The 14,923-nt window shown below is 51.4% G+C and carries 5 protein-coding genes, 3 tRNA genes and 5 rRNA genes; 12 read left to right on the forward strand and 1 reads right to left on the reverse strand.

What is annotated here, in order from left to right:
- The first annotated feature begins 73 nt into the window (after nucleotides 1–73).
- The 10 genes from WDB70_RS04735 to rrf (WDB70_RS04780) all read left to right on the forward strand — a co-directional run bounded on the left by WDB70_RS04735 (nucleotide 74) and on the right by rrf (WDB70_RS04780) (nucleotide 11,745).
- Nucleotides 74–2,963, forward strand: a 23S ribosomal RNA gene (locus WDB70_RS04735).
- Between the two features lie 115 nt (nucleotides 2,964–3,078).
- Nucleotides 3,079–3,193: ribosomal RNA gene (gene rrf, locus WDB70_RS04740) — 5S ribosomal RNA — on the forward strand.
- Between the two features lie 188 nt (nucleotides 3,194–3,381).
- Entirely contained in the window at nucleotides 3,382–3,759 is a 378-nt protein-coding gene (gene crcB, locus WDB70_RS04745) for a fluoride efflux transporter CrcB (RefSeq protein WP_406667137.1), read from the forward strand.
- A 53-nt stretch (nucleotides 3,760–3,812) separates the two neighbouring features.
- Nucleotides 3,813–6,044 (forward strand): S9 family peptidase, encoded by a 2,232-nt coding sequence (locus tag WDB70_RS04750; RefSeq protein ID WP_406667139.1) that lies wholly within the window; start codon nucleotides 3,813–3,815, stop codon nucleotides 6,042–6,044.
- Nucleotides 6,045–6,513: 469 nt separating this feature from the next.
- Nucleotides 6,514–8,053, forward strand: a 16S ribosomal RNA gene (locus WDB70_RS04755).
- Nucleotides 8,054–8,123: 70 nt separating this feature from the next.
- Nucleotides 8,124–8,200: transfer RNA gene (locus WDB70_RS04760), tRNA-Ile, on the forward strand.
- Between the two features lie 10 nt (nucleotides 8,201–8,210).
- Nucleotides 8,211–8,286: transfer RNA gene (locus tag WDB70_RS04765), tRNA-Ala, on the forward strand.
- Between the two features lie 41 nt (nucleotides 8,287–8,327).
- Nucleotides 8,328–8,403 (forward strand) — tRNA-Glu (locus tag WDB70_RS04770).
- A 222-nt stretch (nucleotides 8,404–8,625) separates the two neighbouring features.
- Nucleotides 8,626–11,515: ribosomal RNA gene (locus WDB70_RS04775) — 23S ribosomal RNA — on the forward strand.
- A gap of 115 nt (nucleotides 11,516–11,630) precedes the next feature.
- Nucleotides 11,631–11,745 (forward strand): 5S ribosomal RNA (gene rrf, locus WDB70_RS04780).
- Together the 16S, 23S and 5S rRNA genes with 3 tRNA genes alongside form the textbook arrangement of a ribosomal RNA operon.
- A gap of 143 nt (nucleotides 11,746–11,888) precedes the next feature.
- On the opposite strand, the gene WDB70_RS04785 is transcribed toward rrf (WDB70_RS04780), so the two are convergent.
- Nucleotides 11,889–12,626, reverse strand: coding sequence for a cell division inhibitor SulA (locus WDB70_RS04785; RefSeq protein WP_406667141.1), 738 nt, complete (start codon nucleotides 12,624–12,626; stop codon nucleotides 11,889–11,891).
- Nucleotides 12,627–12,675: 49 nt separating this feature from the next.
- Here WDB70_RS04785 and fabV point away from each other — a divergent pair, with 49 nt between their 5' ends.
- Nucleotides 12,676–13,878 carry an enoyl-ACP reductase FabV gene (gene fabV, locus WDB70_RS04790; RefSeq protein WP_406667143.1) on the forward strand — a complete coding sequence of 401 codons (1,203 nt, stop codon included), beginning with the start codon at nucleotides 12,676–12,678 and terminating at the stop codon, nucleotides 13,876–13,878.
- A 125-nt stretch (nucleotides 13,879–14,003) separates the two neighbouring features.
- Nucleotides 14,004–14,837, forward strand: coding sequence for a glycerophosphodiester phosphodiesterase (locus WDB70_RS04795; RefSeq protein ID WP_406667145.1), 834 nt, complete (start codon nucleotides 14,004–14,006; stop codon nucleotides 14,835–14,837).
- Nucleotides 14,838–14,923 lie beyond the last annotated feature (86 nt).

Genomic DNA, 14,923 nt, shown 5'->3' on the forward strand with positions numbered 1-14,923 from the left:
AGGTGTTAGTCACATACAGACATGCTCATTCGTGAGGATGTGTTCGCGCAAGCGAAACCCTTAGGGGTTGTATGGTTAAGTGACTAAGCGTACAGGGTGGATGCCTAGGCAGTTGGAGGCGATGAAGGACGTGCTAATCTGCGATAAGCGTTGGCGAGGTGATAAGACCCGCATGAGCCAACGATTTCCGAATGGGGAAACCCACTTGCATAAGCAAGTATCGTTACGTGAATACATAGCGTAACGAGGCGAACCGGGAGAACTGAAACATCTAAGTACCCCGAGGAAAAGAAATCAAACGAGATTTCCTCAGTAGCGGCGAGCGAACGGGAAAGAGCCCAGTGTGTTTATCAGCAGTTGGTATAGTGGAAGGCTCTGGAAAGTGCCGCGATAGAGGGTGATAGTCCCGTACACGAAATGCCAGCTGTTGTTGCATACGAAGAGTAGGTCGGGACACGTGGTATCTTGACTGAATATGGGGGGACCATCCTCCAAGGCTAAATACTCCCAACTGACCGATAGTGAACCAGTACCGTGAGGGAAAGGCGAAAAGAACCCCGGCGAGGGGAGTGAAATAGAACCTGAAACCCTGTACGTACAAGCAGTAGGAGCACCTTCGGGTGTGACTGCGTACCTTTTGTATAATGGGTCAGCGACTTATGTTTTGTGGCGAGGTTAACCAAATAGGGGAGCCGTAGGGAAACCGAGTCTTAACTGGGCGTCCAGTCGCAAGGCATAGACCCGAAACCCGGTGATCTAGTCATGGGCAGGTTGAAGGTTGGGTAACACCAACTGGAGGACCGAACCCACTACTGTTGCAAAAGTAGGGGATGACCTGTGATTAGGGGTGAAAGGCCAATCAAACCGGGAGATAGCTGGTTCTCCTCGAAAGCTATTTAGGTAGCGCCTCGGACGAATACCTTGGGGGGTAGAGCACTGTTTGGGCTAGGGGGTCATCCCGACTTACCAAACCCATGCAAACTCCGAATACCCAAGAGTACTATCCGGGAGACAGACGGCGGGTGCTAACGTCCGTCGTCAAAAGGGAAACAACCCAGACCGCCAGCTAAGGTCCCCAAGTCATAGCTAAGTGGGAAACGATGTGGAAAGGCTCAGACAGCTAGGAGGTTGGCTTAGAAGCAGCCACCCTTTAAAGAAAGCGTAATAGCTCACTAGTCGAGTCGGTCTGCGCGGAAGATGTAACGGGGCTAAGCTATGCACCGAAGCTGCGGACTCCTACGGGAGTGGTAGAGGAGCGTTGTGTAAGCTGTTGAAGGTGTGCCGGGAGGCATGCTGGAGGTATCACAAGTGCGAATGCTGACATGAGTAACGTTAATGGGGGTGAAAAACCTCCACGCCGGAAGACCAAGGGTTCCTGTCCAACGTTAATCGGGGCAGGGTGAGTCGGCTCCTAAGGCGAGGGCGAAAGCCGTAGTCGATGGGAAACAGATTAATATTTCTGTACTTCTGCGCAATGCGAAGGGGGGACGGAGAAGGCTAGGCAGGCATGGCGTTGGTTGTCCATGTGAAAGTGCGTAGGCTGAGGACTTAGGCAAATCCGGGTCCTTAAGGTCGAGACACGAGACGAGTTGCTACGGCAACGAAGCTGTTGATGCCACGCTTCCAGGAAAAGCCTCTAAGCGTCAGTTGCGCAGGAACCGTACCCCAAACCAACACTGGTGGTCAGGTAGAGAATACTAAGGCGCTTGAGAGAACTCGGGTGAAGGAACTAGGCAAAATAGTACCGTAACTTCGGGAGAAGGTACGCTGCTGACGGTGAAGACTTCGCGTCGTAAGCTGTTGGCAGCCGCAGTGACCAGGTGGCTGGGACTGTTTATCAAAAACACAGCACTGTGCAAACTCGAAAGAGGACGTATACGGTGTGACACCTGCCCGGTGCCGGAAGGTTAATTGATGGGGTTAGCCGTAAGGTGAAGCTCTTGATCGAAGCCCCGGTAAACGGCGGCCGTAACTATAACGGTCCTAAGGTAGCGAAATTCCTTGTCGGGTAAGTTCCGACCTGCACGAATGGTGTAACCATGGCCACGCTGTCTCCATCCGAGACTCAGTGAAATTGAAATCGCTGTGAAGATGCAGTGTACCCGCGGCTAGACGGAAAGACCCCGTGAACCTTTACTACAGCTTGACACTGAACATTGAGCCTACATGTGTAGGATAGGTGGGAGGCTATGAAGCACGTACGCCAGTATGTGTGGAGCCAACCTTGAAATACCACCCTTGTATGTTTGATGTTCTAACCTCGGCCCATTATCTGGGTTAGGGACAGTGTCTGGTGGGTAGTTTGACTGGGGCGGTCTCCTCCCAAAGTGTAACGGAGGAGCACGAAGGTTGGCTAATCCTGGTCGGACATCAGGAGGTTAGTGCAATGGCATAAGCCAGCTTAACTGCGAGACAGACACGTCGAGCAGATACGAAAGTAGGTCATAGTGATCCGGTGGTTCTGAATGGAAGGGCCATCGCTCAACGGATAAAAGGTACTCCGGGGATAACAGGCTGATACCGCCCAAGAGTTCATATCGACGGCGGTGTTTGGCACCTCGATGTCGGCTCATCACATCCTGGGGCTGAAGTCGGTCCCAAGGGTATGGCTGTTCGCCATTTAAAGTGGTACGCGAGCTGGGTTCAGAACGTCGTGAGACAGTTCGGTCCCTATCTGCCGTGGGCGTTGGATGATTGAAGGGAGTTGCTCCTAGTACGAGAGGACCGGAGTGAACGAACCTCTGGTGTTCGGGTTGTCACGCCAGTGGCACTGCCCGGTAGCTAAGTTCGGAATCGATAACCGCTGAAAGCATCTAAGCGGGAAGCGAGCCCTGAGATGAGTCATCCCTGAGACTTCGAGTCTCCTAAAGGGTCGTTGAAGACCACAACGTTGATAGGCTGGGTGTGTAAGCGTAGTGATACGTTGAGCTAACCAGTACTAATTGCCCGTGAGGCTTAACCATACAACACCCAAAGGGTTTTGTAGGGCGCCAAGCAAGACTGAGAATCCAAGCATTGTTATCAGCTTTAATCCGAATTGAATGAGTTGGCTCATATGAGCGGACTCCAACAAATTCGCCTGGCGGCAATAGCGCTGTGGAACCACCTGACTCCATTCCGAACTCAGCAGTGAAACGCAGTTGCGCCGATGGTAGTGTGGCATTCGCCATGTGAGAGTAGGTCACTGCCAGGCACCTAATACACGAGAAGGCCCAGTCTAACGACTGGGCCTTTTTGTTTTGGGGTTTAAAACCTCAGACACTGGTTGTTGCTGTTACTTCATGGCTTCACTGCAGTTATTGACCTCTAAAGCGCTTTTACTGGTATGTCACCGGTTGGCAAGGTAGGCTTTGTGCTTTATTTCAATACAGTGGTTGGGTCATGCAAGGTTTGTTGTTTGTCGCCCTGGGTGGTGCCGTAGGCGCGATGCTCCGCTTCGGGATAAGTGAGTTTTTTGTTTGGGTATTAGGCCGCGGCTTTCCCTACGGCACACTGTGCGTCAATTTATTAGGCTCTTTTTTAATGGGCATATTAATGGGCCTGGTCTTTGCCGGTCATATTGAACCGCACCCATGGCGTAACTTGATTGGACTCGGCTTTCTTGGTGCTTTAACCACCTTTTCCAGTTTTGCGATGGATAATGTGCTGTTGCTGCAAAACGGGGATTTCGTCAAAGCGGGCATCAATATTTTTCTCAATGTAACGTTGACAATACTGCTTGCCTTGGCCGGAATGGTACTGGTCCGTCATAACTTGTAACGGCTACGTTAACGTGGCAAAAAGGCACTGTCATTGCTAACGGACAGAGCCCGATGAAAACTTTTTTGTCAGCGGCGGCTTTACTGGCTGCTGCTCCTCTTACTGCTCAAGACCTTACTATCGAACGTATTTTTTCTGACCCTGATCTGGCTGGCGCCGAGCTTCGCGAGCCCGCCTTTTCGCCTCAGGGAGAGCTTGTTACTTTCCTTAAAGGCCGTAGTGACGATGCGAATCATTTGGACCTATGGGCGTATAACGTTCAAAGTGGCCAACTGCGCCGTTTGGTCAACGCTGATGACCTTCATCAAGGGAGCGAGAACCTTTCTGACGAGGAAAAAGCTCGTCGTGAACGGCAGCGACTTTTCGCTTCGGGTATTGTTGAGTATCACTGGTCCCATAATGGTAAGGCTTTGCTCTTTCCATTAGCCGGTGATCTTTATTACTACGACTTGACCACCCACAAAGCACGGCAACTCACCCAAACGGATGCTTTTGAGTTAGATGCGAAGTTTTCCCCTGACGATAAAAAAATCGCCTTCATTCGTGATCAAAATATCATCGTACTTGACCTTGCCACAGGTAAAGAGCAGGCGCTGACGCGAGACGGTCATGGCCCGATTAAAAATGGCATGGCTGAGTTTGTTGCTCAGGAAGAAATGGACCGACTAACAGGCTACTGGTGGGCTCCAGATAGCCAGAAAATAGCTTTCTTACAGGTAGATGAATCGCCGGTACCAGAGGTCGTTCGCAATGAAATCTATGCTGATCGCATTGAGTTTATTAAGCAACGTTATCCTGCGGCTGGTGAGCATAACGTTAGCTTGAAGCTGGGCGTTATCAATCTCCCGGACGCTAAGGTTCAGTGGTTAGATACCGGCAGTGATAAAGATTTTTATATTCCCCGGGTCAACTGGAGTCATAACAGTAACCTGCTAACTTACCAGTGGCAGAGCCGGGATCAGCACCGTTTGGAACTACGGGCCGTCGAGCTTGATATACAGAAAACTACTGTGTTAGTGACAGAACAGGCCAATACCTGGGTAAACCTCAACGAAGACCTGCGTTTTCTCAAAGCCGATAATAGTGTTATTTGGGCATCAGAACGTACTGGTTTTAAACACCTCTATCATTTGCTCAATGGCAAACTGCTACCGCTTACAAAGGGTAACTGGCAAGTAAATAAGCTCGAAAAAGTCGATGAGTCATCCGGCTGGGTTTACTTTACTGGCTGGCTCAGTGACCCAAAGGAGCGTCAACTGTACCGTACCCGGCTGGATGGTTCGACTGCCACAGCACCGCAACAGATATCGCTACAGCCAGGCTGGCACAGCATTACCTTTAGCGAGGACGCCAGTCACTACTTGGATTTGTATTCCAATTTCAACCAGCCTCCGCAGGTCTCTTTGCACCAGGCTGGTGGCAGTCTTAAAGGTTTTCTTGTTGAGAACCGACAGGATGAAAACAGTGCCTTGGCCCCTTATCGTACCTCCTGGGTAGAGCCTGAATATGGCACGCTAACAGCAGAAGATGGTAAAGCGCTTTATTACCGTGTTTTTAAACCCACGACGCCAATGCCGGAAGGTGGCTACCCGGCAATTATCCGTGTTTATGGTGGCCCTACAGCTCAACTGGTTGTGAATGCCTGGAGTAATAGCAATCTCTGGACTGAATATATGGTTAGCCGAGGTTATGTGGTCTTCCAACTGGATAATCGAGGAAGTGAAAACCGTGGCAAAGCCTTCGAAGATGTCATTTATCAACATTTAGGTGATCTGGAATTAAAAGACCAGGTTGTTGGCGCCAACTGGCTGAAGCAACAAAATTATATTGATGGCAGGCATATTGGTATTTATGGGCATAGTTATGGTGGCTATATGGCGTTGATGGCTATGTTTAAAGCCAGTGATACTTTTGCTGCAGGTGTCGCCGGCGCACCGGTCACCGACTGGCACCTTTACGATACTCACTATACTGAGCGCTATCTCAATACACCACAAGCTAACCCGAAAGGCTACCAGGCATCGTCCGTTTTTCCTTACAGCAAAGAATTCAAGGGTGAGTTGCTGATTTACCATGGTATGGCCGACGACAATGTACTGTTTACCAACACCACCCGGTTAATTAAGCAACTACAGGACCAAGGCAAACTCTTCGAGTTTATGGCTTACCCTGGTGCTAAGCATTCGCTTTACGGCAAAGCGACACGCATTCACCAGTACAAAACCATAACGCGTTTCTTTGATCGTAGTATTGGTCAGAGAAAGGTATCTGCGCCGTTACGCTAATCAGAAGGGCCGATAGGCCCTTTTGTACTCTTTTTAACCCACCCGCTGTGGGTAACCTGTGCGTTTCTTGTGTTAAAGCCGGTATTTTGTTTTTTTAATAAAAATCCCTTGCCAGCATAAAACGGCGCCCTATAATGCCGCTCCGTCGCCAAGGGAAAGCGGTTTGAGTGTTGAAAAGGTAGGTTAAACCGGCCTTGACCGCACAAGAAAAGCGAGTAGAATGGCGGCCCGCTTCGGTAGATGAGCTTAAGGGCTCAAAAACAGAAGTTTCGGTGTTGAGAAATGTGCTTGACACTGTCAATGGGAGCGGTAGAATGCGCTTCCTCGCTCGGCAAGAGCGACGTTCTTTAACAAGATAATCCAAGTAATCTGTGTGGGCACTCGCAGAGGGTACATCTCAAAAAATTGAGATTTACTCGATGACTGCGAAGTGTTCAACACTTCAGCAATTCATTGAGCATCAAACTTTTAATTGAAGAGTTTGATCATGGCTCAGATTGAACGCTGGCGGCAGGCCTAACACATGCAAGTCGAGCGGTAACATTTCTAGCTTGCTAGAAGATGACGAGCGGCGGACGGGTGAGTAAAGCGTAGGGAGCTGCCCGATAGAGGGGGATAACCATTGGAAACGATGGCTAATACCGCATAATGTCTACGGACCAAAGAGGGGGACCTTCGGGCCTCTTGCTATCGGATGCGCCTACGTGGGATTAGCTAGTTGGTGAGGTAACGGCTCACCAAGGCGACGATCCCTAGCTGGTTTGAGAGGATGATCAGCCACACTGGGACTGAGACACGGCCCAGACTCCTACGGGAGGCAGCAGTGGGGAATATTGGACAATGGGGGCAACCCTGATCCAGCCATGCCGCGTGTGTGAAGAAGGCCTTCGGGTTGTAAAGCACTTTCAGCGAGGAGGAAAGGCGAGTGGTTAATAACCGCTTGCTGTGACGTTACTCGCAGAAGAAGCACCGGCTAACTCCGTGCCAGCAGCCGCGGTAATACGGAGGGTGCGAGCGTTAATCGGAATTACTGGGCGTAAAGGGCACGCAGGCGGCCTGTTAAGTTAGATGTGAAAGCCCCGGGCTTAACCTGGGAATGGCATTTAAGACTGGCAGGCTAGAGTCTTGGAGAGGGGGGTGGAATTTCCGGTGTAGCGGTGAAATGCGTAGAGATCGGAAGGAACATCAGTGGCGAAGGCGACCCCCTGGCCAAAGACTGACGCTCATGTGCGAAAGCGTGGGGAGCAAACAGGATTAGATACCCTGGTAGTCCACGCCGTAAACGATGTCAACTTGGGGTCTGTGGTCATGCACTGTGGATCCCGGAGCTAACGCGTTAAGTTGACCGCCTGGGGAGTACGGCCGCAAGGTTAAAACTCAAATGAATTGACGGGGGCCCGCACAAGCGGTGGAGCATGTGGTTTAATTCGATGCAACGCGAAGAACCTTACCTACTCTTGACATCCAGAGAACTTTGCAGAGATGCATTGGTGCCTTCGGGAACTCTGAGACAGGTGCTGCATGGCTGTCGTCAGCTCGTGTTGTGAAATGTTGGGTTAAGTCCCGCAACGAGCGCAACCCCTATCCTTTGTTGCCAGCGATCAGGTCGGGAACTCAAAGGAGACTGCCGGTGATAAACCGGAGGAAGGTGGGGACGACGTCAAGTCATCATGGCCCTTACGAGTAGGGCTACACACGTGCTACAATGGCGCGTACAGAGGGAAGCGACCTCGCGAGAGCAAGCGGATCCCAAAAAGCGCGTCGTAGTCCGGATCGGAGTCTGCAACTCGACTCCGTGAAGTCGGAATCGCTAGTAATCGTGGATCAGAATGCCACGGTGAATACGTTCCCGGGCCTTGTACACACCGCCCGTCACACCATGGGAGTGGGCTGCACCAGAAGTAGATAGCTTAACCTTCGGGAGGGCGTTTACCACGGTGTGGTTCATGACTGGGGTGAAGTCGTAACAAGGTAGCCGTAGGGGAACCTGCGGCTGGATCACCTCCTTACTAAAAGAGGCGTACTGTTTGCGCAGTGTCCACACAGATTACTTGGATGAGTAAGAGCGAATACAGGTGTGGGTCTGTAGCTCAGCTGGTTAGAGCGCACCCCTGATAAGGGTGAGGTCGGTGGTTCAAGTCCACTCAGACCCACCACACTTTATATGGGGCTATAGCTCAGCTGGGAGAGCGCCTGCTTTGCACGCAGGAGGTCAGCGGTTCGATCCCGCTTAGCTCCACCATTTAGTGTTTGTGGTTGCAACAGCAGCCCACCATGATTGAAGTCCCCTTCGTCTAGAGGCCTAGGACACCGCCCTTTCACGGCGGTAACAGGGGTTCGAATCCCCTAGGGGACGCCATTTATGTGTTTGCTCGAGAAATGCCTAAGTTAAATCGTCAGATTTACCTTAGGCTTTTTTAAGCCTTGCTCTTTAACAATTCGGAAAGCTGATAACACTGCAATTTAAATGAGACTCTCAGTTTTACTTGAGCGTCCGGCGAAAAAACCAGGTGTTAGTCACATACGGACATGCTCATTCGTGAGGATGTGTTCGCGCAAGCGAAACCCTTAGGGGTTGTATGGTTAAGTGACTAAGCGTACAGGGTGGATGCCTAGGCAGTTGGAGGCGATGAAGGACGTGCTAATCTGCGATAAGCGTTGGTGAGGTGATAAGACCCGCATGAGCCAACGATTTCCGAATGGGGAAACCCACTTGCATAAGCAAGTATCGTTACGTGAATACATAGCGTAACGAGGCGAACCGGGAGAACTGAAACATCTAAGTACCCCGAGGAAAAGAAATCAAACGAGATTTCCTCAGTAGCGGCGAGCGAACGGGAAAGAGCCCAGTGTGTTTATCAGCAGTTGGTATAGTGGAAGGCTCTGGAAAGTGCCGCGATAGAGGGTGATAGTCCCGTACACGAAATGCCAGCTGTTGTTGCATACGAAGAGTAGGTCGGGACACGTGGTATCTTGACTGAATATGGGGGGACCATCCTCCAAGGCTAAATACTCCCAACTGACCGATAGTGAACCAGTACCGTGAGGGAAAGGCGAAAAGAACCCCGGCGAGGGGAGTGAAATAGAACCTGAAACCCTGTACGTACAAGCAGTAGGAGCACCTTCGGGTGTGACTGCGTACCTTTTGTATAATGGGTCAGCGACTTATGTTTTGTGGCGAGGTTAACCAAATAGGGGAGCCGTAGGGAAACCGAGTCTTAACTGGGCGTCCAGTCGCAAGGCATAGACCCGAAACCCGGTGATCTAGTCATGGGCAGGTTGAAGGTTGGGTAACACCAACTGGAGGACCGAACCCACTACTGTTGCAAAAGTAGGGGATGACCTGTGATTAGGGGTGAAAGGCCAATCAAACCGGGAGATAGCTGGTTCTCCTCGAAAGCTATTTAGGTAGCGCCTCGGACGAATACCTTGGGGGGTAGAGCACTGTTTGGGCTAGGGGGTCATCCCGACTTACCAAACCCATGCAAACTCCGAATACCCAAGAGTACTATCCGGGAGACAGACGGCGGGTGCTAACGTCCGTCGTCAAAAGGGAAACAACCCAGACCGCCAGCTAAGGTCCCCAAGTCATAGCTAAGTGGGAAACGATGTGGAAAGGCTCAGACAGCTAGGAGGTTGGCTTAGAAGCAGCCACCCTTTAAAGAAAGCGTAATAGCTCACTAGTCGAGTCGGTCTGCGCGGAAGATGTAACGGGGCTAAGCTATGCACCGAAGCTGCGGACTCCTACGGGAGTGGTAGAGGAGCGTTGTGTAAGCTGTTGAAGGTGTGCCGGGAGGCATGCTGGAGGTATCACAAGTGCGAATGCTGACATGAGTAACGTTAATGGGGGTGAAAAACCTCCACGCCGGAAGACCAAGGGTTCCTGTCCAACGTTAATCGGGGCAGGGTGAGTCGGCTCCTAAGGCGAGGGCGAAAGCCGTAGTCGATGGGAAACAGATTAATATTTCTGTACTTCTGCGCAATGCGAAGGGGGGACGGAGAAGGCTAGGCAGGCATGGCGTTGGTTGTCCATGTGAAAGTGCGTAGGCTGAGGACTTAGGCAAATCCGGGTCCTTAAGGTCGAGACACGAGACGAGTTGCTACGGCAACGAAGCTGTTGATGCCACGCTTCCAGGAAAAGCCTCTAAGCGTCAGTTGCGCAGGAACCGTACCCCAAACCAACACTGGTGGTCAGGTAGAGAATACTAAGGCGCTTGAGAGAACTCGGGTGAAGGAACTAGGCAAAATAGTACCGTAACTTCGGGAGAAGGTACGCTGCTGACGGTGAAGACTTCGCGTCGTAAGCTGTTGGCAGCCGCAGTGACCAGGTGGCTGGGACTGTTTATCAAAAACACAGCACTGTGCAAACTCGAAAGAGGACGTATACGGTGTGACACCTGCCCGGTGCCGGAAGGTTAATTGATGGGGTTAGCCGTAAGGTGAAGCTCTTGATCGAAGCCCCGGTAAACGGCGGCCGTAACTATAACGGTCCTAAGGTAGCGAAATTCCTTGTCGGGTAAGTTCCGACCTGCACGAATGGTGTAACCATGGCCACGCTGTCTCCATCCGAGACTCAGTGAAATTGAAATCGCTGTGAAGATGCAGTGTACCCGCGGCTAGACGGAAAGACCCCGTGAACCTTTACTACAGCTTGACACTGAACATTGAGCCTACATGTGTAGGATAGGTGGGAGGCTATGAAGCACGTACGCCAGTATGTGTGGAGCCAACCTTGAAATACCACCCTTGTATGTTTGATGTTCTAACCTCGGCCCATTATCTGGGTTAGGGACAGTGTCTGGTGGGTAGTTTGACTGGGGCGGTCTCCTCCCAAAGTGTAACGGAGGAGCACGAAGGTTGGCTAATCCTGGTCGGACATCAGGAGGTTAGTGCAATGGCATAAGCCAGCTTAACTGCGAGACAGACACGTCGAGCAGATACGAAAGTAGGTCATAGTGATCCGGTGGTTCTGAATGGAAGGGCCATCGCTCAACGGATAAAAGGTACTCCGGGGATAACAGGCTGATACCGCCCAAGAGTTCATATCGACGGCGGTGTTTGGCACCTCGATGTCGGCTCATCACATCCTGGGGCTGAAGTCGGTCCCAAGGGTATGGCTGTTCGCCATTTAAAGTGGTACGCGAGCTGGGTTCAGAACGTCGTGAGACAGTTCGGTCCCTATCTGCCGTGGGCGTTGGATGATTGAAGGGAGTTGCTCCTAGTACGAGAGGACCGGAGTGAACGAACCTCTGGTGTTCGGGTTGTCACGCCAGTGGCACTGCCCGGTAGCTAAGTTCGGAATCGATAACCGCTGAAAGCATCTAAGCGGGAAGCGAGCCCTGAGATGAGTCATCCCTGAGACTTCGAGTCTCCTAAAGGGTCGTTGAAGACCACAACGTTGATAGGCTGGGTGTGTAAGCGTAGTGATACGTTGAGCTAACCAGTACTAATTGCCCGTGAGGCTTAACCATACAACACCCAAAGGGTTTTGTAGGGCGCCAAGCAAGACTGAGAATCCAAGCATTGTTATCAGCTTTAATCCGAATTGAATGAGTTGGCTCATATGAGCGGACTCCAACAAATTCGCCTGGCGGCAATAGCGCTGTGGAACCACCTGACTCCATTCCGAACTCAGCAGTGAAACGCAGTTGCGCCGATGGTAGTGTGGCATTCGCCATGTGAGAGTAGGTCACTGCCAGGCACCTAATACACGAGAAGGCCCAGTCTAACGACTGGGCCTTTTTGTTTTGGGGTTTAAAACCTCAGACACTGGTTGTTGCTATCACTCAATGGATTCACTTTGCTGACATCTTGAGCATCTGTCGCAGCAAAGAGGCATCCTCGTTACGCCTGCCAGGGCCCTTGGATCACATCGCCACTAGTAACGCTAGACGTGCCTTGAGCCTGGCGATGATGAGCGCTAAACGTCAAAGTCACCACCTTATTGACTGTTTGTTGGTGGGGCTGCTTTTGCAACATGATCCCGACGGTATCGCCTTTTTGAGCCGCTTGTTGCAGGCACTGCAGCTGGCTCTGGCTTAGGCCTTTTGGCCAAGCGAGCACAGCACTGCAATTCCCGCTGGCTAAAGCTTGTGCCAGTGTTTTTAACGCACTTTTTATTTTGCTGGGATGGATCACCAGAATACGTGACAGGTTTACACCTGCTGCGCTTAATGCCGATACTTCCGGCCGTGTTGGTGGCGCCATGAAAACAATCCAGCGCTTTTGTTGTGATAAACGAGCCAGCATCGGCATCAGCAGTTGTAGCTCGCCGCCACTGTCTTGCCGATAAAACAGTTCGCTAATAGCCCCGCTTGGTAACGCTGCGTCCGTAAGACCCTGGGGGGATTGCAGGCTTTGTGACATGCCAGTGGCAAGTGGTTGCCGAGGTTGTGCATGCCGGGCCAGGGTGCTGTCGAACAGGCTATTGGGGCGCGGGTCCATAGTTATCTCCATGTCTGTAATTTTATACAGTGTATGGGTGTACAGTATTTCAGGTTGAAATAACTGGCAAGTGTTTTGTGCAAAAAAGATGCAGTGAGCTGCGAAGAGGCTGAGAGATCGGATGTTTGCGGTGGCCAAAATGGGCTACCATCATCGCCTGATTGTGAAACCAACACACGGACTTACCATGATTATCAAGCCCAAGATCCGCGGCTTCATTTGCACCACTGCACACCCGGCCGGCTGTGAAGCCAATATTCTGGAACAGATCAATTACACCAAAGAGCACCCTGCTATCGAAGGTGGCCCTAAGCGGGTACTGGTGATTGGTAGTTCCAGTGGCTACGGTATGCCGTCGCGCATTGCGGCTGCATTTGGGGCCGGCGCTGCAACACTGGGTGTCTTTTATGAAAAACCGGGCTCTGATACGCGTCCAGGAACCGCCGGTTACTACAATGCCGTTGCCTTCGACAAACTGGCCAATGAAGCAGGCCTGTACGCTAAGTCAATCAACGGTGATGCTTTTTCTAATGAAGTAAAGCAGCAGGCCATTGAGCTGATTAAAGCTGATCTGGGGCAGATCGATCTGGTGGTTTACTCTATTGCCTCGCCGGTACGCAAGCTGCCCGATACGGGTGAGTTGGTACGCTCCACCCTGAAGCCGATTGGTAAGCCTTATAGCGCAACAGCGGTTGATACAAACAAAGATGAAATCATCTCTGTTGATGTTGAGCCGGCCAATGAGCAGGAAATTGCGGACACCAAAACAGTCATGGGTGGCCAAGACTGGGAACTGTGGATGCAGGCGCTGAATGAGGCTGGGGTGCTGGCTGATGGCTGCAAATCCATTGCTTATAGTTATATCGGCACCGAAATCACTTGGCCTATCTACTGGCATGGCACTATTGGCAAGGCTAAGGAAGACTTGGATCGCGCCTCCGCTGCTATTGATAGTCAGCTCAAGGGTAAAGGTGGCGAAGCCCATGTTGCGGTGCTGAAGTCTGTTGTTACCCAGGCCAGCTCAGCTATTCCGGTGATGCCGCTGTATATCGCCATTGTTTACAAGGTAATGAAAGAAAAAGGCTTGCACGAAGGCTGCATGGAGCACGTTTACCGGCTGTTTAGCCAGCAGCTTTATAAGGCTGACGGCAGTGCCACCGACACTGACGATAAAAACCGTATCCGGATGGACGACTGGGAACTGCAAGAAGAAGTCCAGAACGCTTGTAAGGCGCTGTGGCAGCAGGTCACAACAGAAAACCTGCGTGAGCTGACCGACTACGACGGCTACAAGGAAGAGTTTTTGAAACTGTTCGGCTTTGGCTTGGATGATGTGGATTATGAAGCGGATACTGATCCCAATCCGCCGCAGCACTTTGTAAATGTCTGAAAGAAGGGGCCTGTTGGCCCCTTCTTTGTTGTTCGGATGTTGCAAACTGCGTAATATAAACCCCCGATAAACAGACATAACAATAAACAACAGCCGCTACAGGCTGGTACTTTGAGGGGACTGACGTGGGACTGAGACTGATCCTGGGGCTCATGATGAGCTTGCTTGTATTGGCACCAGCAGCATCGGCAAAAACAGTAGTGGTGGGGCATAGAGCCAGTGCTGGTTTAGCGCCAGAAAATACACTGGCAGCAGTAAAGCAATCTCTGAAGTTGGGTGTGGATGCCATCGAGATTGACGTTCGCCGCTCCAAGGATGGCGCTTTGGTGGCCTTCCATGACAAACAGCTGCAGCGCACCACCAATGGCCAGGGCAATGTCGATGACATGACGTTGGCACAGCTCAATGCGCTGGATGCGGGTTCCTGGTTTGGGCCCCAGTACATTGATGAATGGATCCCGACCCTGGCTGAAGTCATGAATGCCATGGCGCACAGTAAAACAACCCTCATCATCAACTTGCGGGTGCCGGGCCTGGAAGCGAAGGTGCTGGAACATATCCGCACCTACCACATGCAAGATCGGGTGATCCTCAAGTCATTTAATCCAGAAGTGCTGCGTAAGCTGGCCCAGCTGGCGCCGGACATTCCCCGCATGTACGTCATCTTCGGCTGGTATCAGCGCTTTAACCTGCTGCTATCTGATGAGATACGGCGTCAGGATCCACTTGCCATGCCGGTGCAGTACCTGGAGGTTTACCATAGCTTTATGTCTCCTGAGCTACTCAGTCAGGCTCATCAGCATAATATGCAGCTCTATGTCTGGGGTGTTCACTCCCGTCAGGCAATGGCAAAAATGCTGACACTGGGTGTGGACGGTATTGAAACGGATTACCCCGACCGTTTATTCAGTCTTATCGATGAATTCCGGTTAAAGCAGCTGACCGGTTTCAAACACTAAAAGGGCCGACAGGCCCTTTTTTCATGTAACTAACAGGCGTAATCCGGCATTGATTTGCCAAAAAACGAGCTGAACAGACTAATGAT

It is taken from the genome of Gallaecimonas aegicerasi (assembly GCF_045291545.1).
In the GTDB taxonomy this organism is placed as follows: domain Bacteria; phylum Pseudomonadota; class Gammaproteobacteria; order Enterobacterales; family Gallaecimonadaceae; genus Gallaecimonas.

Excerpts from the sequence above, each read along its gene's own strand:
- crcB (WP_406667137.1), top strand. The coding sequence starts at position 3,382 with ATGCAAGGTTTGTTGTTTGTCGCCCTGGGTGGTGCCGTAGGCGCGATG.
- WDB70_RS04750 (WP_406667139.1), top strand. The coding sequence starts at position 3,813 with ATGAAAACTTTTTTGTCAGCGGCGGCTTTACTGGCTGCTGCTCCTCTT.
- fabV (WP_406667143.1), top strand. The coding sequence starts at position 12,676 with ATGATTATCAAGCCCAAGATCCGCGGCTTCATTTGCACCACTGCACAC.